Annotated in this window: 21 protein-coding genes; 5 read left to right on the forward strand and 16 right to left on the reverse strand. The window is 42.2% G+C overall.

The window, feature by feature from the left end; all coding sequences use genetic code 11:
• Nucleotides 1-113: 113 nt before the first annotated feature.
• Together N745_RS0101705 and N745_RS0101710 are read left to right on the forward strand one after the other, a co-directional pair.
• Nucleotides 114-800, forward strand: coding sequence for an alpha/beta hydrolase (locus N745_RS0101705; protein WP_024850415.1), 687 nt, complete (start codon nucleotides 114-116; stop codon nucleotides 798-800).
• A gap of 139 nt (nucleotides 801-939) precedes the next feature.
• Nucleotides 940-1,869: a PilZ domain-containing protein gene (locus N745_RS0101710; RefSeq protein WP_024850416.1), complete on the forward strand. Its 930-nt coding sequence runs from the start codon at nucleotides 940-942 to the stop codon at nucleotides 1,867-1,869.
• A gap of 2 nt (nucleotides 1,870-1,871) precedes the next feature.
• On the opposite strand, the gene N745_RS0101715 is transcribed toward N745_RS0101710, so the two are convergent.
• From N745_RS0101715 to N745_RS0101750, 7 genes are all read right to left on the reverse strand, one after another.
• Entirely contained in the window at nucleotides 1,872-2,309 is a 438-nt protein-coding gene (locus N745_RS0101715; RefSeq protein WP_024850417.1) for a hypothetical protein, read from the reverse strand.
• A 10-nt stretch (nucleotides 2,310-2,319) separates the two neighbouring features.
• On the reverse strand, nucleotides 2,320-3,261 hold the full coding sequence (locus N745_RS0101720; RefSeq protein WP_024850418.1) for a PilZ domain-containing protein: 942 nt from the start codon (nucleotides 3,259-3,261) through the stop codon (nucleotides 2,320-2,322).
• 112 nt (nucleotides 3,262-3,373) lie between these two features.
• Nucleotides 3,374-3,988: a methionine biosynthesis protein MetW gene (metW, locus tag N745_RS0101725; protein ID WP_024850419.1), complete on the reverse strand. Its 615-nt coding sequence runs from the start codon at nucleotides 3,986-3,988 to the stop codon at nucleotides 3,374-3,376.
• Nucleotides 3,981-5,141 carry a homoserine O-succinyltransferase MetX gene (gene metX / locus N745_RS0101730; protein ID WP_024850420.1) on the reverse strand — a complete coding sequence of 387 codons (1,161 nt, stop codon included), beginning with the start codon at nucleotides 5,139-5,141 and terminating at the stop codon, nucleotides 3,981-3,983. Before metX ends, metW begins: the two co-directional genes overlap by 8 nt.
• Before the next feature lie 31 nt (nucleotides 5,142-5,172).
• Nucleotides 5,173-5,742 carry a YggT family protein gene (locus N745_RS0101735; protein ID WP_024850421.1) on the reverse strand — a complete coding sequence of 190 codons (570 nt, stop codon included), beginning with the start codon at nucleotides 5,740-5,742 and terminating at the stop codon, nucleotides 5,173-5,175.
• Between the two features lie 37 nt (nucleotides 5,743-5,779).
• Complete coding sequence (gene proC / locus N745_RS0101740; RefSeq protein WP_024850422.1) at nucleotides 5,780-6,637, reverse strand: pyrroline-5-carboxylate reductase; 858 nt, start codon at nucleotides 6,635-6,637, stop codon at nucleotides 5,780-5,782.
• A 644-nt stretch (nucleotides 6,638-7,281) separates the two neighbouring features.
• On the reverse strand, nucleotides 7,282-10,047 hold the full coding sequence (locus N745_RS0101750) for a methyl-accepting chemotaxis protein (protein WP_024850423.1): 2,766 nt from the start codon (nucleotides 10,045-10,047) through the stop codon (nucleotides 7,282-7,284).
• 328 nt (nucleotides 10,048-10,375) lie between these two features.
• Here N745_RS0101750 and N745_RS11555 point away from each other — a divergent pair, with 328 nt between their 5' ends.
• Complete coding sequence (locus N745_RS11555) at nucleotides 10,376-11,491, forward strand: hypothetical protein (protein WP_024850424.1); 1,116 nt, start codon at nucleotides 10,376-10,378, stop codon at nucleotides 11,489-11,491.
• Nucleotides 11,492-11,565: 74 nt separating this feature from the next.
• Here the strand turns inward: N745_RS11555 and N745_RS0101760 are convergent, their stop codons facing one another.
• Nucleotides 11,566-12,261, reverse strand: a complete 696-nt coding sequence (locus N745_RS0101760) for a YggS family pyridoxal phosphate-dependent enzyme (protein WP_084657261.1) — start codon at nucleotides 12,259-12,261, stop codon at nucleotides 11,566-11,568.
• A 126-nt stretch (nucleotides 12,262-12,387) separates the two neighbouring features.
• Between N745_RS0101760 and ppk2 the strand changes: the two genes are divergently transcribed.
• Entirely contained in the window at nucleotides 12,388-13,182 is a 795-nt protein-coding gene (gene ppk2, locus N745_RS0101765) for a polyphosphate kinase 2 (protein ID WP_024850426.1), read from the forward strand.
• A gap of 10 nt (nucleotides 13,183-13,192) precedes the next feature.
• Nucleotides 13,193-13,459: a hypothetical protein gene (locus N745_RS11560; protein WP_024850427.1), complete on the forward strand. Its 267-nt coding sequence runs from the start codon at nucleotides 13,193-13,195 to the stop codon at nucleotides 13,457-13,459.
• Nucleotides 13,460-13,671: 212 nt separating this feature from the next.
• Here N745_RS11560 and N745_RS0101775 read toward each other — a convergent pair whose 3' ends face one another.
• From N745_RS0101775 to gshA, 8 genes are all read right to left on the reverse strand, one after another.
• Nucleotides 13,672-14,295 carry a hypothetical protein gene (locus N745_RS0101775; RefSeq protein WP_024850428.1) on the reverse strand — a complete coding sequence of 208 codons (624 nt, stop codon included), beginning with the start codon at nucleotides 14,293-14,295 and terminating at the stop codon, nucleotides 13,672-13,674.
• Nucleotides 14,296-14,343: 48 nt separating this feature from the next.
• Nucleotides 14,344-15,630, reverse strand: a complete 1,287-nt coding sequence (locus N745_RS0101780; RefSeq protein WP_024850429.1) for a dihydroorotase — start codon at nucleotides 15,628-15,630, stop codon at nucleotides 14,344-14,346.
• On the reverse strand, nucleotides 15,627-16,652 hold the full coding sequence (locus N745_RS0101785; RefSeq protein ID WP_024850430.1) for an aspartate carbamoyltransferase catalytic subunit: 1,026 nt from the start codon (nucleotides 16,650-16,652) through the stop codon (nucleotides 15,627-15,629). The genes N745_RS0101780 and N745_RS0101785 overlap by 4 nt, the downstream gene beginning before the upstream one ends.
• A gap of 130 nt (nucleotides 16,653-16,782) precedes the next feature.
• Complete coding sequence (gene ruvX / locus N745_RS0101790) at nucleotides 16,783-17,190, reverse strand: Holliday junction resolvase RuvX (protein WP_024850431.1); 408 nt, start codon at nucleotides 17,188-17,190, stop codon at nucleotides 16,783-16,785.
• A 1-nt stretch (nucleotide 17,191) separates the two neighbouring features.
• Entirely contained in the window at nucleotides 17,192-17,758 is a 567-nt protein-coding gene (locus N745_RS0101795) for a YqgE/AlgH family protein (RefSeq protein ID WP_051453358.1), read from the reverse strand.
• Nucleotides 17,759-17,814: 56 nt separating this feature from the next.
• The gene (locus N745_RS0101800; RefSeq protein WP_024850433.1) at nucleotides 17,815-18,849 is read right to left on the reverse strand and encodes an FAD:protein FMN transferase; all 1,035 of its coding nucleotides are present in this window, start codon (nucleotides 18,847-18,849) and stop codon (nucleotides 17,815-17,817) included.
• Nucleotides 18,849-19,820 (reverse strand): glutathione synthase, encoded by a 972-nt coding sequence (gene gshB, locus N745_RS0101805; protein ID WP_024850434.1) that lies wholly within the window; start codon nucleotides 19,818-19,820, stop codon nucleotides 18,849-18,851. The genes N745_RS0101800 and gshB overlap by 1 nt, the downstream gene beginning before the upstream one ends.
• A gap of 22 nt (nucleotides 19,821-19,842) precedes the next feature.
• A complete protein-coding gene (gene gshA / locus N745_RS0101810; protein ID WP_024850435.1) occupies nucleotides 19,843-21,147 on the reverse strand; it encodes a glutamate--cysteine ligase in 1,305 nt (434 codons plus the stop codon).
• Nucleotides 21,148-21,252 lie beyond the last annotated feature (105 nt).

Below are 21,252 nucleotides of genomic sequence, written 5' to 3' on the forward strand. Positions count from 1 at the left end.
TGGGAGTTATTTTAGCAAATAACCCAGAAAACTTATCAGGAACTTATAAGAAACCAATTAAGAAATAACTGGGCTCTTTGAAGTGTTTTTCCTGATTTATCAAAGAGATTTTTATGTTGAATACCTATTCTGATACTGTTGCGCCAATTGTTGTAGAAGTAGGGAGTAAGGCTCCAGAAGCGTGTGTGATTTGGTTGCACGGTTTGGGGGCGGATGGGCATGACTTTGAAGGAGTGTTGCCTCAGTTGGACTTGCCAGAAGAGGCAGCGATTCGCTTTGTATTCCCAACAGCGCCTGTGCAGCCGGTGACCGTTAATATGGGGAGTCCAATGACGGCTTGGTATGATATTAGTCATCCCAATTTACTGATAGAGACTGATTGGCAGGGGATTGAACAAAGTGTGGCCAGCGTGCATCGTATGATTGATGAACAGTTGGCAAAGGGAATCCCCCATGAAAAGATTTTATTGGCGGGTTTCTCTCAAGGTGGTGTGGTTGCTTTGTATGCCGCTTTAACTTTTCCAGCGCGTTTAGCGGGAGTCATGGCTTTGTCTACTTATTTCCCCGATCCAAAAGATGGCCCCGACGTTTTGCAGTATAAAAACGCAAACACATTGCCAGTTTTTTATGCGCATGGTGAGGTTGATCCTATTTGCCCACTTAGTGCAGCGGAGGCTTCGAGAAAAACACTGGAAGAATTAGGCTTGGATGTTGAATGGAATACTTACCCTATGGCGCATCAAGTTTGCTATGAGGAGTTAAGGCAGCTTAGTTTGTTTTTAAGAAAGGTAGTTATTTAACCCGAGTGTTTGCATAGACACCCAGCCTGGCAGATTTTGTATTTTTTTGTGTAAAAATAAGAATTGGAAGCATTTGGACTTGTTCTTAACTGCCGATACAGGGTTAAATAGAAACTAGTAAGTTTTACTTAGGTGGTGTATGGCTAATAGTAGACGTTTTTTTCGGTACGATGTTGATATACCTATCTACTTTGAAAAAGTGGAAGAGTTCGATATTTTAAACCCGGTCAGTCGCTCGCAACTGATGTCTGAGGCGGAAGAAAATCATTTATCGAATTTAGATGATCAAATTAACAGCTACCTAGAAAAAATATTTGGTGTTGAATCAAACGTATTACAAATTTTTCACGTCTTGAATCATCGTATAGATTTTATGGCTTGGTTGTTGGATAAATTAATTTCAAATAAAGATCCTTCGAGTCAATCAGAATATAAGTTTCGTATCCGCGAAAATAAAAAACTTCATTTCCCTGTTATTAAAGAAACATCAAAGGTTAAAACCTTGATTGAAGGGATGAACGTATGTATTAATGTGCATATTGCGGAGCTTTTAGAGTCAGTTCAAAACAATATTGAAGGCAAGATTTTTCTTTTCCCTAGGAAAGTACAGCCCTTGTTTGATCCTAAGTTGTTTGTTACCAATCTCGATACTTTAAGTGAGCAAGGTGTTGCAGCCGCAAAAGTTTTTCTGATTATTATCGAAAAATTGCATCTTTTAGAAACTGTGTTTATCCGTTTAAAAGAAAGCCGTGAAATAATCTCCGATCCAGACAATTGGCCGGTTCGTCATGTCAACTTGTCCGCAGGGGGCTTTCGAGCTAAAACGGATGACGAGTTTCCGAGATTTTCGGTGTTGGATGTTTTTATGCATTTAAAGCACGATATTTTAATCTGTCGAGGTAAGCTCGTAGCTTGTCGCCCTGTAAAGCGAGTAAATGAAGATGAGCCAAAGAATGATTTACTGGTTGAGTTCGACTTTTTGAGCTTGGAGAACGCGCAGAAAATTACCTATTTTATCCAGTATACTGAGCTTCAGCATGCTATGGAATTAGATTTAGCGCTCGTTTAACTTTATTGATGCTGACTTTTTTTGCGGTTTTGTTGTGCGAGAGCGATTTTTACGCGATTGATTTCAACGAGTTTACGTAACCATTCTTCGAAATACATGTAGCGGTTTTCAGAACGTTTTAGCAACTCACTAATGGTTATTCCTGGTTCATTCATAGCCAACCCAATGGCCTTTAACAGCAATTTAATATGCTCAGTTTTCATCCCTGGAAAGAGCTCAAAATAGGTTACTTTTGTTAGGATGACAGCATCGAGGGCTTTAAACCATTGTGCTGTTGTTAGTTGGAAGCGTTGAGTGAGTTCAGGATAGGGGCCTTCTTTACGCATCTCGATGAGTTGTTTTAATCGATAGTATTGCAGTAAGTCTGCCGCAGCGGGTCTAAGCATGTTGGGCAAGGTATCAAGAAACCCCGTTTCCATAGAATGGTTAGTACCTGGCATTTAATTCCCTTTAAAACTCATAGCTAAGACATTCATCAAGTTCGAACTGTTGAATCTTGTGCTGCAAAAAATCTTGATCTTTTCCATTAGGAAAGTCGAAGTTTACAGCGATACGTTCTTTATACTGATCATTAATACTGCGAATGTCGACGACAGTACCATCAAATTTTAACGTACGCTTTTCTTCAGGAAAATAAAAGAATACATCAACCCGTTCAAAGTCTTTAAAGCGTTTGGTAAATAACATGGCCAGGCCGCAAGCACTTATATTTCCCTGTACAGAAGGCCATTGCTCTGGAAAGGTTCGAAGAACATTGTCATCGTTCATTTGACGATAAGCTTCCAAGTAAGTTCCCATGAAACCACAAAGTGCAGCAATCGATTGCACCAAAGGAATTTTCTCAAATTGTTCTTTTTGGAAATGTTCTAAAATTTCATCTATTTTGAAGTTATAAGGTAAGTGTTGTTCAGCTTCAAAGTGCTGGTCCGTTGAGTTTTCAATGCTGTTTACCATAGCCTTGAGAAAGACTAGGTACTTTGCTTCAATATGTTTGAAGTAGGTATAGGTTTTAGGTGAGGAATCTTTTAGTGCATTGATTTTGGTAAAACCGAGTTTTCTTTGCTCTAGGGATAACCAGGTAGGTGGGTCTAAACGCGGGTTAATCCCTTTTGACATTTTTTCAGAGCTTTGTCCGAAGAATTCAATGCAGGCGATAACTTCCATAAAGAGTTCGGTTACCAGAACTTTTTGATCTTGTACTCGCTCAAGCCAATAAAGGGTGTCGCGTTTTTGTTGCGCGATCAGTTTTTTAATAGTAGGAGGGAAGTAGTCAATTCCGGTTGCATAAATTTCTCGGTCTTTAATGGGAGAGCTTGGCGCAATAAATACTCTAACCGGCATGTCTAAGCGGAAGTACCGACGAGAATTATGTTTTAAAAACCAAGTTTTCATGCAGTGAGTTAGCTCTCAAGTTAAACAACTTTTTGACTTAAGCAATAAGTATGCAAAATTTCTCTTTATTCAAGCATGTATTAGTAATGCTTTCAAATGGATGTTTGAAGTTTTATTTCTTTTTTACACGGTAAATTGCGACTTCACCTAAAAGATTAGGGGCAAGCTTCATTAATACGCTTGATTCATGATAACGGTTGACCACAGCTCTATCAACGACTTGGATGTGTTTTTCTGCACATAAGTCTTCAAAGTCTTTAAAAGTACACAAGTGAATATTCGGCGTATCGTACCAAGTGTTAGGCAAAGCATCGTTTTGAGGCATGCGGCCTCCCCAAAGCAATTGAGCACGGTTTTTCCAGTGACCAAAGTTTGGAAAGGTGATGATGCTTTCTTTTCCTACTGTTAGCATTTTTTCCAATAAAATATCGGGACGCCTAACAACTTGCAGTGCTTGGGTCATAATGACATAGTCAAATGAATCTTCATCAAAGTAGACATCTATATCATGGCTGTTGAGGTTGCTTTGAATAACATTAATGCCTGCAGCAATTGCCTGGATGTTTTTTTGTGGATCTATTTCCATGCCGTAACCAGTCGTGTTGCGAGAAGCCTTTAAATAACTCAACAGCTGCCCATCTCCGCAACCTAAGTCGAGCACGCGTGAATCAGGACTTATCCACTTAGAAATTAAGTTAAATTCAGGGGATAGTTCAGTATCAAACATGCTGACTCTCCTCTGGAACAGGTGCAATATCTCTACATACTACTTGATTTAGATAAGCTCTGAAAACATTCTCATAATGAGGGTTGGGCAGTAAGAAAGCATCGTGACCGTGCTTAGATTCAATTTCTGCATAGCTGACATCGGCATCGTTATCTAATAAAGCTTTAACAATCTCATGAGAGCGTTCTGGTGCGAAGCGCCAATCAGTCGTAAAAGAAATAACTAAAAACTTTGCTTTAGCGTGAGAGAGCGCTTTGGTTAGGTCGTTGTCATACTCTGAGGCTGGGTCAAAATAGTCTAGTGCTTTCGTCATTAGCAAGTAGGTATTAGCGTCAAAGTTTTGCTTGGTGGCAAACTTTTCACCTTGATAGCGTAAGTAGCTCTCTACTTGGAATTCAACTTCGTAGTTATAATTCAGCTTGCCTTCTCGCAGTTCGCGTCCAAACTTGGTGCCCATCAAGTCATCTGATAAATAGGTTAAGTGTCCTAACATTCTGGCTAAGGCTAAACCACGTTTTGGTGTGGTATTCTTTTCGATAAAACGCCCATCTAGAAAGTCTGGATCAGTCATGATTGCGCGGCGCGCCACTTCGTTAAAGGCGATGTTTTGAGCGGAAAGTTTGGGGGCGGATGCGATGACAACAGCATGTTTTATTTTGTCTGGATAGTCGATAGCCCACTGCATGACTTGCATGCCGCCCATAGAACCACCGATGATCGCTGCCCAAGCTTCAATCTTTAGATATTTACGTAACTCATTTTGGCTATTAACCCAGTCTTTACAGGTAACAATTGGAAAATCAGGACCATAAACCTGTCCAGTTTCTGGATTGATCGAAGTTGGGCCGGATGAACCATGGCAACCGCCAAGGTTGTTCGAACAAACGACAAAAAACCTATCGGTATCAATAACTTTACCAGGGCCAATGTAGCTATCCCACCAGCCAGCGTCTTTGTCACCTTCGTGAAAACCAGCTACATGCTGATGTCCACTCAGTGCATGACAAATTAAGATGGCATTAGAGTGATCATCGTTCAGCTCGCCATAGGTTTCGAAAGCAAGGTCGTATTCAGGTAATACTGAACCGCACACCATGTTTAAAGGTGTGGAAATATGCAAAGTTTGAGAGTGAACAATACCGACCGAATTCATGTGCGCTATTTTACTCGATTCGCCATGCGCATTAAACAACTAATCCTTGTCCAAGCTGTGCAATAGAACCGACAACGACAATTTGAATGAGCTTGATAACTAAAATCGCCACGATAGGAGAAAGATCCAGTCCACTTATTGGAGGAACGACTTTTTGGAAGGGGCGAAGAATGGGTTCTGCCAGTTGATAAAAAATCGCTACATTCGGATTGTAACCATGCACTATCCAGCTAAGAACAGCTTGAATAATGATAATCCAAAACATCATATCAAGCAGTTGGTTTAGGATTTCGGTAATGCTATAAATAGTAATAAGTAGGAGGCTAAAGTTTTGTCCTGCTAACCAGCCTAATAAGTAGGCTGATATGGCTTCGATAACTAGAGCCGTTAGGAGTGCACTCCAATCCCATCGCCCTCGAACAGCTAGTAATTTGTTGATGGGCGCACAAAGAGGGTTGGTTACTTTTGCAATGAAGGTAACAATAGGGTGGCGCCAGTCAACATGTGCAGCTCTAAGCATAAATCGCAGGATGAGTAGAAAGACGATCAATCCTGCGGCGAACTGAATTAAGAATAATCCGCCCTGACTTAGTGGTGACATAATTTTCTCCGTGTACGCGTTTTGCTAATACGTGTGTTTATCGTTGTTCTAGTTTTTTATTTGGGGGGCAGTCTGAAAGTTCGTCCGCCAGCGTTTCTGCACGAAGTTTAGCACACATCATAGCCTCTGCAATAATGTCCTGAAGATGATTGCTTTCAAATGATTGTATAGCCTTTTCGGTGGTGCCATTTGGTGAGGTAACATTTTGTCTTAACTGTGCACAGTCATCCGTGCTTTCAAGAGCCATTTTTGCAGCGCCAAATGCGGTTTGAATGGTTAAAATACGAGCAGTTTGTTCACTTAGCCCCATACCTTGAGCGGCTTGTTCCATTGCTTCCATAAACAAGAAAAAGTAGGCTGGTCCAGAGCCGGATACAGCGGTAACCGTGTCTAAGTCACTTTCGGTATTGACCCAAACGGTGATACCAACAGCGCGAAGAATGTTTTCAGCCTGGTTTTTTTGTTCAGAAGAGACAAACTCGTTTGCATAAAGACCGGTTGCACCGCTTTGAATCATGGAGGGAGTGTTTGGCATAGTGCGGACAACGGCTATATCGCCGCCTAGCCAGCGAGTAATGTCGGTAGAGCGAATGCCAGCAGCTATTGAAATGAATAAGGGCTGTTTTTGTTGTGCGGCATCACGTGTTTCTTCACAAACACTTTGCAATATTTGAGGTTTAACCGCTAATACAATGATGTCCGATTCTGCAACAGCCGTCGTGTTGTCTTCTAAACAGCCTATGCCGAGTGTTTGGGATATGGATTGTCTTTTGGCTTCACTTGGATCCGTAGCAATAATGTTGCTGGCTGGGAATCCACTGGCTAAAAGCCCTTTAATAAGGCTTAAGGCCATATTTCCCGAACCGATAAATCCAATTTTGATGTTAGTGTTCATTTGCTAACCGCTCCCTATATGTATTTAGCGGTTAACACCGTACTCAATGGCACGTTTCTAAAACTCACCCCATTCGTCACCTTCACCTCTATTAGGGTTTGAAGGTGCTGGTGTTTGCAAGCTAATGTGATTTTGGCTGCTTGCAGAGGCTTGTTGGTGTGTTACCGCTACTTTAGACTTCTCAGTAGAGGATTTTACCGAATTTGCCTGCGCTGAAACAGTTTTTGTAGCAGGTTTTTATGGTGAAGTATGGTGAGTATCTATTCCTACATAGCATCTGCCATATTTCCTAAGCGATCTGCAGTTTCGACAGACTCTTCAGTTAATGCCGAGTTTTGCTGTACTGTGACATCGATATTCGTGATGGACATCGGTCATGCAAGCCCATCTAGTGGGTTATATGGTTTTGCAGTTCATCATATAAATGGTGTTTTGTACATCATTTTACTAGGTATTTGGGTGTTAGCAAAAGCAGGGCTTAGGGCAAAATTAAGCTGAAAAATCTAAGGTATTGTTGTTTGAAGTGAAAGTGTATCTTTAGAAAAGATGAAAATTTAGAGTAAGGTTTTATGCTGTAAATTATGAGGTCAAAAGCCTTATTTAAAGACTTTTGACCAACGGCAATAGATGATATAAGAATGTTTTTAAAACTCCCCCCACTCATCATTTTGATTAATTTCAGATTTGTAGGGCTTTGGTGTTTGCACGCTAGATTTTGGTTGCTCAGTCAATGAGCCCGGAAGTTTTTCTGTGCCATGCTTTGATGTAGCAGGTGAGCTAGAATCAATAGATTTCATGTTTGACTGTGGTGCGCTATGCTCCACACTTGCACCCCCCATAGCAATGTCTTTTTCAAGCGCGGTGATTTTGTCAATGACATCTAAGCTCATGGCTTCGAGTTTATCCATTTCTAGATTGGCTTTTTCAATATCTCCAATATCAACTAAGTCTAAGACTGAACCGATAAATGCATGCAAGTCAGCATGTGCCTGTTCAAGAGAACTGTAGCTTGCAAGATGACTTACCGCTTTGCCCGGTCCATATAGAAAATGCCCTAGTGCGCATGCTCTACCATCTGCCGCAGTTTGACGGTCAAAGTCAATATCAACATGGTTGATATAAGCTCTGACTTTGACTCGCCATTGTCTATGTCCACGGCGAGCATTAGAGAAGTCGAATCCCATGGTTTCAGCAGGTGTATAAAGATGAGACATAAAGTCACCAATCGAAAATGCTGAAATCGTATGATCCATCGCTTCAGCCATATTGCCTAGTTGTTCTGACGTAGCAGTGGATTCTTCAACCAGAGCAGCATTTTGTTGTACTGCGCCATCAATATTGGTAATTGCCAAATTGACTTGATCAACGCCTTCAGATTGCTCATGGCTTGAAGCGGCAATCTCTTCAATAATATGATTTACTTTATGAATCGAATCTACAATTTCTGTTAGAGAGTCACCAGAGTTTTTGACGTTCTGTGTTCCTTCGGACACTTTTTGTACGGTATCTTCAATTAACTTACGGATGTCTTTGGCTGCGTCAGCGGATTTGCCAGCTAGACTTCGTACTTCTCCCGCAACTACTGCAAAGCCCCGTCCATGCTCTCCAGCTCTTGCCGCTTCAACAGCAGCGTTAAGTGCCAGTAGGTTGGTTTGGAAGGCAATATTGTCTATTAAGCCGATAATGTCATTGATTTTGTGGCTGGATGCATGGATTTGTTCCATTGCTTCGATGGCACTTTCCATTACGCTGACTCCGTTACCCGCTTGTCGAGCGCTATCTTTTGTGACTCTACTGGCTTCCATAGCATTGTCTGCATTTTGTTTGACTGTAGATGTCATCTGCTCCATGCTGGCAGCGGTTTCTTCAATAGAGGCAGCTTGCTGTTGCGTACGATCATTAAGTTCAATACTTGAATTACTGATTTCTAGTGCGCTCCCCTTGACGCTGTTGATGGCGTTTTTGGTCTGACCAATTAAAGATCCAAGGTTGTCTACGGCAACATTTAAAGCATCTTGTAGTAATGCAAAACGCCCATGTGCTTTGGTTTCGATATGGTGGTTTAATGTACCCTCTGCCATATCGGTAGCGACTTTGATTGCTTGATTAATTGGCGTTTCCAAAGCATCAATCAGTTCATTGATAGACTCACTTACCTCTCGGGTAACGCCTGATATTTTTGAAACATCTATTCTTTGGTCAAGAATACCGGACTTCATTAAATCAATGGTGTGCTTAACTTCTTGAATGATAATGACGTCTTGCGTGCGATCTACCCACTCGACAATGGTTCCTATACGTTCGCCAGTGCGATCATTCATCGCCATAACGTGTAATTCGAAACTAAGGCCGTTGATAGAAATGTTAGCTTTCATTTCATCCGTCATTTTGTCTAGCATGGCACGGTTATGTTCAGGATGTTTATGGAAAATGTCGATATTGGAGCCGATGAGTGTTTTGACATCAAAATTGGGGAATTCTGATTTGATTTGGTCATATTTCTCTTCAAAAAGACTTTTGAGTCGCTCATTCATATAGGTGATGTTGTAATTCTTATCAGCCATCATCACATTGCTATTGGTTTTGTCTAGAACCAATTGCATTTGACGTGCTTTATCAACCTGATAGGCAGCATCTTCGCAGCTTGCCATGTAAGCAAGAGAAACGGATTCCATGCTTTTAATTAATCTTGCCGAAGAGGATTTTGGGTTAATGTTAGGTGAATTTAATATTTCCCCACTAGCGAGTTGTAGTAGTTGGTTCGTGAATTTGGCATAGTTACGTTCTTGTTTAAATCCAAACCAAATAAGTGAGATAAATAAGAAGGCTAGGCCAGAATATTCAAATGCGAAATGTGCGTCAAAAAACTTAGTAGCGAATATTGGAAGAAATCCAACTACTGCTATAGCAGGGAGAAGAATAGACAGTTTAATGCCGGCGAAAATATTGAATTTATTCCAGTTGATGCCGTAATGAATTTGGCCATAGTAAATATGCGCTTTTCCTGAAGCAATATCTTTGTAGGCTTGCGTTGCAGCACGTTTTTGCTCTTCATTTATGGCAGATCGAACGGACATGTAACCGGTAATTTTGCCATTTGAAAAAAGAGGTGTCGCCTGTGCAAGTACCCAATAAAATCCACCATTTTTGCGTCGGTTTTTTACCAGTTGAGTCCACGTTAGGCCTTCTTTGAGCGTTTTCCACAAATCCTTAAATACTGCTGGTGGAACATCGGGATGACGGATAATGTTGTGGGGTTGTCCTATCAGTTCGTTTCGAGTAAAGCCGCTAGCCGCTTCAAATGCATCGTTACATTCAATAATGTTGCCAGCTAAATCTGTTTTTGATACAAGGTGAATTCCTTGAGGGACTTGATATTCTTCATTAATTATTGGTTGGTTATTTCTCATATTTACTAACTAGCCTTTCTTAATGGGATAAAAGAATGATGTAACTAATTGATATAACTAATTGATAATTGAAGCGTTAATCATTATTGACTAATAACATCAGTTTTTATAGTGTTTTTTTAATTTATTCCATAAAAATTTTTTGTGTGTCAAGAAATAAACTATTGAATTTATCTTAAGTTTTTGAAAATGTGCCGATAACCCTTATATCAAATAATATGCGTTAGCATGGATGCTTGAATACCAAGTTAGGAGATGAGTCCAAAATTCGTACAGAGAAGTTGCGTGTTTCGGATGAAAAGGTGTTCTAAACTAAGAGGTCAATGACATGTCAAATTCCATCTTGCCTATAAATGAAAGGGCTGCAAATTTGTTGGCTGATAGCGCTCGTAACGCTTCAGTACTTCCAGATTTGCTAAAAAGTCGTCAAGAGAATGGAGATAACAATAATAAGGCAGGCGCGCCTAAGTCATCACAATTGGATAGTTTTTTACCATCCAAAGCATTGCAGCAAGCCAGTTACTCCGAACAAGCAAAAACTCAGTATTCTTATAGTAATACGATGACACTGAACTTAACCACGAAAGAAGGGGATAAAGTCAGTATCGATTTTCGTCAGCTATACTCAGAGTATAAAGCATATCAAAAACAACAAGGTACTGACTCAGGGCCACAAGGTTCTCGTGCTTTTGAAAGCACGAGTGCAATGGAATTGACTGCTTTTGACGAGCGCTTTGGTTTTTCTGTGAAAGGTGATTTGAATCAAGATGAGTTGAAAGCCATTCATAGTGTTTTCCAGCAAATTGATAAGTTAGCTAACCATTTCTTTAACGGAAATGTTGAGAAGGCTTTTCAAAAAGCTTCAGATCTGAATGTGGATTTTGGCCAATTACAGAGCGTAAGCCTAAACTTAACGCAAACTCAGTCTTATGTTGCAAGTTATCAGAAAGCTGCGGCTTACCAAAACCAAACAGCTTCTCAGGCGGATGCTTCTTCAGCGGCGAGTAAAGATGGCGTTTCTGTAGCTGCATTGCCTGAGCATTTGCAAAACATGCAAAAAGCGATTGATACACTTAGCTCTCATTTTAAAGATGCGCGTAAAGTTGCAGAACAATTGCTTTCTAATGTAGTAGCCTCGCGTTTTCCTGAGGAAGGTACGCAGTCCGTTATTTTGCAAAGATTGCAGAAATTGCATGATGCCTTAGTGAATAGCGTACCTTTAAGTGAAACGACTTTGCAGCCAAGTGGCGTTGTAATTTCTTCAGCTCCAAGCAAAGCTGATCAAGCAACTAATACAAATACTGCAGATCAAACAACTAAGACAAGTACAGTGGATCAAACAAGTAATACAAATGCTACAGACCAAACAAGCAATGTGAGTGGCGCAACGAGCACGAATAATACTTCGTCAGTTGAGACAACAACGCCTTTGGTGAACGCTTAAGTTTTAACTTTTCTGCAATACTGATCTCTTATATTAAAATCAGCCAGGCTGGGTATTAACTCTGCCTGGTTTTTTTATGCGTTATTTTTAACTTCGCGTGCGCCAAATATATCGGTACCAATTCGTACAATCGTAGCACCTTCTAAAATAGCAGCTTCCAGATCAGAGGACATACCCATTGATAAGGTATCTAAGTTTTGTTCCGGTAGTTGTAGTTGAAGGGTTTCAAGTAACTCTCGCATTTTACGAAAGGGTCTGCGTTGCGTTTCTAAAGTATCATGGTGTGCTGGAATCGCCATCAACCCTCTTAGTGCTAAATTCGGCAATTCGGCAATTTCCGCTGCGACTGAAATGACTTCGTCAGGCGTGAAGCCAGACTTACTTTCTTCGGCATCCACATTCACTTCGAGTAGTATTTTCAATGGTGGTAAATTTGTCGGGCGTTGATTACTTAAACGTTGTGCTATTTTCAGGCGGTCTACGCTGTGAACCCAATTGAAATGTTCGGCAATCGGCTTGGTTTTGTTTGACTGGATAGGGCCAATAAAATGCCAATCCAAATCTGGGCGCGCACTGATTTTTGTCAGAGCTTCTTGCAGATAGTTTTCGCCAAAGCTTTTTTGGCCGGCTTCAGCAAGGCAAATAATGTCTTCAATCGGTTTAGTTTTGCTGACAGCGAGTAGGGAAACCTTTTGGTCAGGATCTAACTTGCGGATATGGTTGAGTACCTTATGATAGCGTTCAAGTAATTCAGGGTTATCAATATTCATGTCAAACAACTCCGTTTTAGCCCGTTGGCTCTTTATAAGGACAGCTTATTTTCTAAATTCAAAAAATTCATTAGGGTGTCATTATACTAGGGTTAGAATGACAAGATTAGGGGATGAAAATAAAGTATGAAAAAAATACAATCCAGTGACGTCAGTTATCCTTATGACGAAAGGATGCCTCGTGAAGAGTACGAAGCAATTAAACAGTCATTACAAATTGAATTACTAAAGCTACAGAGTTGGGTAAAGCAAGAAGGTAAACGTATTGTTATCTTGTTTGAAGGCCGTGACGCTGCGGGGAAAGGTGGAACCATCAAACGTTTTATGGAACACCTAAACCCCCGTGGCGCGCGCGTGGTAGCATTGGATAAGCCGTCTGAAACAGAAGAGGGGCAATGGTATTTTCAGCGTTATATAGAACACCTGCCAACTGCTGGAGAAATCGTTTTATTTGACCGCTCTTGGTATAACCGAGCTGGGGTTGAAAGAGTGATGGGATTTTGTACGCCATTAGAGTACACCCAGTTTATGCATCAGGCACCGGAGTTTGAGCGTTTGATTGTGGCAGATGGTGTTACTTTGATTAAGCTTTGGTTTTCAGTCGGGCAAAAAGAGCAACTCAAGCGCTTTAAAGAACGTAAGCATGATCCGTTAAAACAATGGAAATTAAGCCCAATAGATTTGGCATCGCTTGATAGGTGGGATGATTACACACAAGCAAAAGAAGATATGTTTTTTTACACCAATACTACTGATGCGCCTTGGACGGTTGTGAAATCTAATGACAAAAAACGTGCTCGAATTGAAGCCATGCGTTTTGTGTTAGGTAAGTTTGAGTATGACGAAAAAAATGCAGAAATTGTCGGTGAAGTTGACCCACTGATTGTGAGTAGTGGGGAAGCAGTTTTTCAAGAAGATTGAGGAAGGGTAGATGCATTATAAGAGACACGCAACACAAGTGGTCACTCGATTTAAAAGAATGTTGGACCCAGAAGTGATTGAGAGTATGACCGAGGAACATTTTGATGAGCTGGAAATGTTGATCGCTGCTGCATTGGGTGTGGTGGAATCTCAATGTAAGAGTGATGCTGCAAAAATGGTTTCAGACTTAGCAAAGAGCTTAAAACACGAAGCGGGACGAGTTGACTCTCATTATTTGGATTTAGAAGATTATCTCAATGGAAAAGGTAAGGGGTGAGTTGAGCTAAGAAGTTTACATAAAAAAAGCCCTCAATATGCGAGAGGGCTAAACTAAGGAGGTGTAAACATGAAAATACATGTTTAGACAAAGCCTCAACCTTGTCATGGGTCTAATGTTAAACAATAATATTAGAGAGTGCTTATCCAATAGCGACAAGCGTTTAGCTTTTCGCAATATGGGCTCTAAAAACCCTTTAATGTCAGGTTTTATTAAGAATTGGTCAGAGGTTTATTCAGACTTCTGAAGTCAATTGTTGCCCAAGACGCATCAGGTTTCCAGTTTTGTAAAATGTCTTCGATACTACCGTCATAGCATCCCATTAATCCGTTTAAAGCACAGAGTCGATTCGGCACTTTCCAGTCTTCTAATAACGGACAAGCGCCAATGGCTTCCGGTGGTAAGCCTTCAAATAGAAACTTGGCAGGTTTAACGATAAACGGAAATGCATCCGTCGCTTCCAGTATGGCAATCAAATCATGTTGCTGAGCATTCATCTGAGCAAAGTGGAGTAAGTTGGCTATATTTTCGTTTTTGGCCAATAACAATATTGGATTTTCCGTTTGAGACGCATCCGCAACTTGTTTGGATAAAATCTGCCAGGCTGGGGTGTTTTGATTACCAGGTGGAGAAGTCGCTATCAGTGACTCCGCTGCATTATCCAGTGGCGCTAAAGATAGAAATTGTGCTTCATATTCTTTTTGCTGAAAGAGCGCCAAGGGTTGACGATTGTCTAGGTGAAGTTGGTAGCCAAAGGGCAACAGGGTGTTGCTATCCAGTTGCAGGGTGATGAGCCAGTAACCGCCATTTTGTTCCGTTTGCGAAATCAAATGCATTTGTCTATATCCCTTTAGGTTTCTGGTGCATAGAAAATGCAGTTAACCTTAAACCGGATTGTTTTGATAAACAGGACGACCTTGGAAGTAGGTAGCTTCAATCATACCGTTGAATTCCCAGCCGTTGAAAGGCGAGTTATCACCGCGGCTAATCATTTCATTACGGTCTAAAATCCAGTTGGTTTCCGGGTCAAAGATACAGAAGTCTGCCGAATTACCCATTTCCAAGCTGCCATGATGTAAACCTAGAATGTTTGCAGGATGATTAGTCACTTTCGCTAAGGCTTGATTTAAGTCCAGCACGCCTTCTTCTACCAGTCTTAAGGTAAGCGGTAGTAGTGTTTCCAGGCTGCTAATGCCAGGCTCACTTTCACCAAAAGGCAAGAGTTTATTATCGCGATCAAGTGGCGTATGGTCGCTGACAATCGCATCAATAACGCCGGCTTTTAATCCCATGCGTAAAGCCGCTTTGTCTTCATGGCTTCGTAGAGGAGGGGTGACGTGGAAAAGAGAATCAAAGTCCATGACGTCATATTCGGTTAGGTGTAGTTGATGTGCGGCAACATCGCAGGTTACGGGTAAGCCACGTTTTTTGGCCTCTGCAATCATTTCTACCGAACGAGCTGTGGAGATTAAAGAAAAATGTGCGCGTACGCCCGTTTCTTCCACCAAAATTAGGTCACGAGCCAGTGCCGCCGTTTCAGCAGAAGCTGGAATTTCGTTTAGTCCAAGGCGAGAGCTGACAACGCCACTATGCGCAACACCATTATTTTTTAAGTTATGGTTTTCTGAACGCATCATGAGCAAAATGTCATTGCTGGCAGCATAACCCATGGCGTTTTTCAGTGTTAGTGAATTTTGAATTGGTGAGTTAGCTTGGCTTAGCGCGATACAGCCTGCATTTTTCAATGCCGCCATATTGGATAAAAGTTTGCCCTCTAGTCCTTTTGTAATCGCACCGATTGGTAAAACAAATGCCGTTGCCGCTTGGCGTGCACGACGTTGAATAAGTTCGGTAACAGCTTGCGTATCATTGACAGGATTGGTATCCGGCGGGCAGCAAATAGTGGTAATGCCTCCTGAAACAGCGGCTTTGGTTTCTGAAGCTATGCTCCCTTCGTAATGACTACCAGGCTCGGCAAGTCGAGCTTGTAAATCGACTAGACCTGGAATTAGCCATTTGCCTGTACCGTTAATGACTCTATCTGCTTCAAAGCCTTCCGGTGCTTCTTTGCCTATAGCAAGGATTCGACCTCTGGAAACATAAAAATTGGTGATTTGATCAATGTCCTGTTGTGGATCTAGGACGCGGATATTTTCAACCGTCAATCTCATTCTGATGTCTCCATCGTATTGATATCTAACAGGGCTTGTCGTTTTTCTTCTAGAAGTTCTTTGGCATTGCGGAAAATGATGTCCATTACCGCCATACGCACGGCAATACCGTAGGTCACCTGTTCGAGGATAACGGATTGTTCGCCATCGGCTACTTCTGAGTCGATTTCCACGCCTCGGTTAATCGGGCCAGGGTGCATGACAATGGCATCTGGCTTGGCAAATGCCAAACGCTCTTTGGTTAATCCATAGAGATTAAAGAATTCTTTTTCGCTTGGTAGAAGCGCACTTTTCATACGTTCGTTTTGTAGGCGTACATTGATAACAACATCAACCCCTTCCAAGCCTTCTTCAACATTGTCATACACGTGAATTCCGAGTGCTTCTGGGTGTGAAGGCATAAGTGTTTTGGGGCCAATAACGCGAATTTCTCTTGCTTCTAATATGCTCAGTGCCTGTATTTGCGAACGAACAACACGAGAGTGTTGTACATCACCAATAATTGCGACTTTCAGGTCGAAGATGTCACCTTTGTGTTTGCGGATGGTGAACATGTCTAACATGGCTTGAGTCGGGTGGGCGTGTTGTCCGTCACCTGCGTTGACGATGTGAACGTGGGGCGCAACATGCTTGGCGATAAAGTGTGCTGCACCACTTTCGCTGTGGCGAACCACAAACATATCTGCCAGCATCGCTTCCAGGTTCCACAAAGTATCGAGTAGTGTTTCACCTTTTTTAGTGGAAGAAGTTTCTATGTTTAGGTTTACCACGTCAGCAGACAAACGTTTTTCGGCTATTTCAAAGGTGGTGAGTGTGCGAGTACTTGGTTCAAAGAACAGGTTCATGATTGCCTTGCCGTGCAAGGTATCTAGCTTGTTGATGTCGCCTGTTGAAGGGTCAATAAAGCTTTCTGCAACATCTAGTATTTCTGTGAGGTGGTGATGCTTTAGACCTTCAATGGTCAAGAAATGGCGGAGTTTGCCTTTTTCGTTAAGCTGAATATTGGGCGTAGAAAGTCTCATGAACGTTCCTCTAAACTCGCCTCTGCCAAAAATCTGCCAGGCTGGGTATTTAGTTTGTTGTCTGCGATGGTAGTGTGTTGTATAAAATTTTGACTATTGTACGTTTTTTGTAGCCTAAGGTCACCTAAGCTCAACGGGATTCTAGCCAATTTTCTAAAATAATTTGTGCAGCGTGATCATCTACGTGCTGTTTTGTATTTTTACGGCGGCTTTCGGCTTCAATTGAGCTGAGCTGCTCTTCAATAAAAAATACTGGCGTATGGTAACGTCCACTTAAGCGTTGACCAAATTTACGTGCTGGTTGCGTTAAGGCTTGTTCTTCACCATTGAGTCTCATGGGCAAGCCAACCACAATGGCAGCAGGCTTCCAGTGTTCAAAAATTTCAGTGATGGCTTCCCAGTCCGGCTTGCCATCTTGACTTTTAACGATGGTAAGTGGACTTGCAGTAGAGGTGATAGTTTGTCCAACGGCAACGCCAATGCGTCTGAGCCCGAAGTCGAATCCGAGCACTTGTCCTTCAATGGCTTTTTCAGCCATTCTAATCATGCCCCGCGTCGAGACTGAGGTTTTCAGGAGAAATTCCCAGTGTACGAATGGCGACTTCCCAGCGGGATTCGATAGGAACATCGAATAATAGGGATTCGTTATAAGGGATGGTTAGCCAGCTATTGTCCTGAATTTCTTGCTGAAGTTGGCCCTTTTCCCAGCCAGAAAAGCCGAGGCAGGTAATGAATTTTTCAGGTCCAGTTCCTTTTGCAATGGCTTTGAGTAAGTCTTCTGAAACGGTCATGGATAAACCATCTGGTAGTTCCATAGATTTTTGCCAGTTAGCATCCCCTTTATGTAGGATGAAGCCATGTTCAACATCAACCGGTCCGCCCATCAAAACGGAATTTTCCAGTTCGGGTGAGTCTGTTTGAATTTCCAGTTTAAAGTGTTCTAACAATTGCGCAACGCTAAGCTTATGTGGCAAGTTGATGACCAGCCCCATTGAACCATGCTGATTGTCTTCAGCAAGATAAATCACGGTTTTTTCAAACCAGCTATCCTCCAAAGAAGGCATGGCGATTAAAATCTGGTGCTGGAAGGAGTTCAGAGAAGTCATGTTGGCATTATAACAATTCTGGCTATCACTACTCAAAAACCTGTTTAAGCAAAGCCTTAAGGCGTTTTGTGAGAAGGAAGTAGCGTTAAATAGGGCTTCATGGCATCAGTAATGATTTCATGACCTTTATCATCTACCAGATAGGCTTTGGTGATGCCCATTTGCTTGGCAACTTTTTGCCAGCGTTTGGGTCCTGCAACCATTAAGGCGGTTGAAGCGGAATCAGCCGTTGTCGCATCTTTATCGATAACCGTTACTGAAAGGAAGTGCTCAGCGGGATAACCTGTGTTTGGATCCAGTATGTGAGAATAGGTTTTGCCTTTCCATTTAAAGAAACGCTCATAAGATCCAGAGGTAACAATGCTTTCATCACCAGACAGTTTGACCATGCCGATGACATTGCTGGGTGCTTTAGGGTCTTGTACGCCGATTTTCCAGGCGTGTCCGTCTTTAGTGCCGATAATGCGCATATCGCCACCAATATTGACGATGGCGTTTTCAATTCCTTCGGATTTCAGCGTGTTGATAGCACGATCCAGCGCCAAGCCTTTGGCATTACCGCCAAAATCCAGCTTCACTTCGCTATTTGTACTGCTGAGTTTGTTGCCGTCAAAACGGATGTCGGCAATGGAGGGGCGCGTTTTCAGCCAATGGTTAATTGCTTGTTGGGAGGGTGGTGGCCCATGCCAGTCTTCAGACTCGAATCCCCAGAGTTTAAGCAAATTGCCGATGCCTGGATCAAACAGATAATCGGATTCTTTCGATAAACGTTGTGACTTAACAATAAAGGCTTTCACGCTTGCCGGTACGACTATGGATTGATGTTGTGCAATCGCATCATTCACCTTGCTTAACAGGCCGCCTTTTTCCCAGGCATGCCATTCACGGTTGAAGTGGTTGAAATCGACTTCAATGGCGTTGATCGCGCTCATGGCTTTGTCTTTGGGGGTATTGACGATTTCGATATGCACGGCGGTGCCGAATACATAAAAGGTTTGACGAACCACTTCTTGCTTGCCAGCAAAAGGGTTGCAGCCACTTAACCAAAGGGTAAGCAAGCTCAGTAGCGCTAAGCGGAAAAAATGCGGCATTATTGTGTTTTGTCTAAGAGGGTTTCTAGGTGGTCAAACAAGTTGCCAGCGATATTCAGTTGATACTGTTCATCAAGTTCGCGAATACAAGTCGGGCTAGTGACATTGATTTCGGTAATGTAGTCGCCAATCACATCCAAACCGACAAAGTGCAAGCCTTTAGCTTGCAGTGTAAGGCGAATCTGTTCGCAAAGCCAATAGTCACGTTCAGATAAGGCAACACCAACGCCCGTACCACCTGCGGCAATATTGCCTCGCGTTTCGCCTTGTGCAGGAATGCGTGCCAGCGCGAAAGGCATAGGTTCACCATTGACCAATAGAATGCGTTTGTCGCCTTCTGAAATTTCAGGTAAATAAATCTGAGCCATAATGTGGTGTTTACCATGATCTGTCATGGTCTCGATAATGACATTGATGTTGGGGTCATCTTTTCGAACGCGGAAAATAGACGCGCCCCCCATGGCATCTAGAGGTTTAAGAATCGTATCTTGATGGTCTTGAATGAATTCTTTGATTTTATTGGCATTGGCGGAAACCAAAGTTGGAGGAATGCATTCAGGGAACCAGCTGGCAAACAGCTTTTCATTGGCGTCTCTTAGCGTTTGTGGCTTATTGACGACCAATGCACCATCGGCTTCAGCCAATTCCAGCATATGCGTGCTGTAAAGATAGTCGTTGTTAAAAGGTGGATCTTGACGGATTAGGATAATATCCAAATCAGATAAAGCGGTTTCATAAGAAGCGCCAAACCCAAAGTATTGTGATGTGGTATCGGATTTTGCTCTATCCCAAACTTTTAGCTCAGCCGTGGTGGCGTAAGGCTTGCCATTCTTTAGGAAGATGTCTTCAGGTTGCATATAAAAAAGCTGGTAACCTCTACGTTGCGCTTCAAGCAGCATCGCAAAAGAACTGTCTTTATAGGGTTTGATGTTTTCAATCGGATCCATAACAATGCCGAGTTTGATTTGCATGGTCATTTTCCTTTTTTAAACTTTAAGCTTTTTTTGCATTTTCGATGTTTTGCTTGGCATCGGCAATTTCACGAGCTGCCGCTAAAAGTGCCAATCTTGCCACTACGCCATAAGCGTAAAAACGGTTAGGCGTTGCATCACAATCTTTAGATTTGTCTGGTGAAACTAAAGAGCTATCAAAAGAAAGTGGTTCAAAGTGCATACCCGGAGAGTTGAGGTTGTCGGTTATCGTTTTACCTGTATGTACTCGGTAAAAACCACCAACCACTTGATTGTGAATCATATAAACAACAGGCTCGGCAACAGCACCTTCCCAAGTTTCGTAAGTATAAACACCTTCTTGAACCAACATTTGCTCGGCAACCGCGCCTTCTTTAGCAGAGGCCATTTTGTTACGTTGCTTGCGGTTAAGGTTGAGCACATCTTCTGGGTCTTTTACAGACATGATCGCCATGCCGTAAGTACCGCTATCGGATTTAACGATAGCAAAAGGCTTACAAGGGATGCCATGGGTTTTGTAGTAGCTTTGCGTTTTTTCCAGTACTTGGTTAACGGTTTCAGCCAAGCTTTCTAGGCCTGTGCGTTCTTTGTAGTTGATAGGGCCGCATTGCACAGAAAGTGGGCTAATCAACCAAGGGTCAATGCCAATTAGGTTGGCAAATGCTTCGGCAACATTTTGGTAGTGCGTAAAGTGATGCGTTTTGTAGCGGTTTGCCCAACCTAAATCCAAAGGTGGCAATAAGGTTTGGTCAATGTTTTCCAAAATCTCAGGACGACCAGCCGATAAATCGTTGTTCAACAATACCGCACAAGGGAAAAAATCATCTACCCCAACACGGTCATCCTGGCGCTTTATTGGTTTAAGCGTTAGGGTTTTACCAGAAGGTAACTCAATATCAGTTGGTTCGGTGATTTCAGGATTAATGCTGCCAATATGTACTTCATAACCAGCCAGGGTAACGATTTCTTGTAGCGTACACAGGTTTTCAAGGTAGAAGGTATTACGCGTATGGTTTTCAGGAATGATCAACACGCCGTCAGTAATCGGGCAGGCTTGGGTTACGGCACTTTGCGCAGCTTGAATAGCCAAAGGTTTTAAATCTGGATGAAGGTTGTTAAAGCCTGCTGGAAATAGGTTGGTGTCTACTGGAGCTAACTTATAGCCCGCATTACGTAAGTCCACCGAGGCATAAAAAGGTGCCGGTGTTTCTTTGAACTGTTTTCTAAACCAAGATTCGATTTGTGCTTGGTGACCCAATAAATGTGATTCAAGCTGATGAAGCGGGCCAGTTTGGGCAGTCTGTAAATGCGGGACTTGTGAGTTCATTCTTTTCTCTGAGCTGTAAAAGTAGAGGGTTATTATAAGCAATCATGTCGCGAACAGATAGTAGGCTGTCAGGATAAAGCTGAACATAACATGACTGCTTGTAGG

It is taken from the genome of Hydrogenovibrio kuenenii DSM 12350, assembly GCF_000526715.1.
Classification (GTDB): domain Bacteria; phylum Pseudomonadota; class Gammaproteobacteria; order Thiomicrospirales; family Thiomicrospiraceae; genus Hydrogenovibrio; species Hydrogenovibrio kuenenii.

Coding starts and splice junctions, on each gene's coding strand:
- metX (WP_024850420.1), bottom strand. CDS start 5,141: ATGAATTCGGTCGGTATTGTTCACTCTCAAACTTTGCATATTTCCACA.
- N745_RS0101795 (WP_051453358.1), bottom strand. CDS start 17,758: ATGACTTCTCTGAACTCCTTCCAGCACCAGATTTTAATCGCCATGCCT.
- proC (WP_024850422.1), bottom strand. CDS start 6,637: ATGAACACTAACATCAAAATTGGATTTATCGGTTCGGGAAATATGGCC.
- N745_RS0101720 (WP_024850418.1), bottom strand. CDS start 3,261: ATGAAAACTTGGTTTTTAAAACATAATTCTCGTCGGTACTTCCGCTTA.
- N745_RS0101775 (WP_024850428.1), bottom strand. CDS start 14,295: ATGCATTTGATTTCGCAAACGGAACAAAATGGCGGTTACTGGCTCATC.
- ruvX (WP_024850431.1), bottom strand. CDS start 17,190: ATGGCTGAAAAAGCCATTGAAGGACAAGTGCTCGGATTCGACTTCGGG.
- metW (WP_024850419.1), bottom strand. CDS start 3,988: ATGTTTGATACTGAACTATCCCCTGAATTTAACTTAATTTCTAAGTGG.
- gshA (WP_024850435.1), bottom strand. CDS start 21,147: ATGAACTCACAAGTCCCGCATTTACAGACTGCCCAAACTGGCCCGCTT.
- N745_RS11560 (WP_024850427.1), top strand. CDS start 13,193: ATGCATTATAAGAGACACGCAACACAAGTGGTCACTCGATTTAAAAGA.
- N745_RS0101710 (WP_024850416.1), top strand. CDS start 940: ATGGCTAATAGTAGACGTTTTTTTCGGTACGATGTTGATATACCTATC.
- N745_RS0101780 (WP_024850429.1), bottom strand. CDS start 15,630: ATGAGATTGACGGTTGAAAATATCCGCGTCCTAGATCCACAACAGGAC.
- N745_RS11555 (WP_024850424.1), top strand. CDS start 10,376: ATGTCAAATTCCATCTTGCCTATAAATGAAAGGGCTGCAAATTTGTTG.
- N745_RS0101760 (WP_084657261.1), bottom strand. CDS start 12,261: ATGAATATTGATAACCCTGAATTACTTGAACGCTATCATAAGGTACTC.
- ppk2 (WP_024850426.1), top strand. CDS start 12,388: ATGAAAAAAATACAATCCAGTGACGTCAGTTATCCTTATGACGAAAGG.
- gshB (WP_024850434.1), bottom strand. CDS start 19,820: ATGCAAATCAAACTCGGCATTGTTATGGATCCGATTGAAAACATCAAA.
- N745_RS0101750 (WP_024850423.1), bottom strand. CDS start 10,047: ATGAGAAATAACCAACCAATAATTAATGAAGAATATCAAGTCCCTCAA.
- N745_RS0101800 (WP_024850433.1), bottom strand. CDS start 18,849: ATGCCGCATTTTTTCCGCTTAGCGCTACTGAGCTTGCTTACCCTTTGG.
- N745_RS0101715 (WP_024850417.1), bottom strand. CDS start 2,309: ATGCCAGGTACTAACCATTCTATGGAAACGGGGTTTCTTGATACCTTG.
- N745_RS0101785 (WP_024850430.1), bottom strand. CDS start 16,652: ATGAGACTTTCTACGCCCAATATTCAGCTTAACGAAAAAGGCAAACTC.
- N745_RS0101705 (WP_024850415.1), top strand. CDS start 114: ATGTTGAATACCTATTCTGATACTGTTGCGCCAATTGTTGTAGAAGTA.
- N745_RS0101735 (WP_024850421.1), bottom strand. CDS start 5,742: ATGTCACCACTAAGTCAGGGCGGATTATTCTTAATTCAGTTCGCCGCA.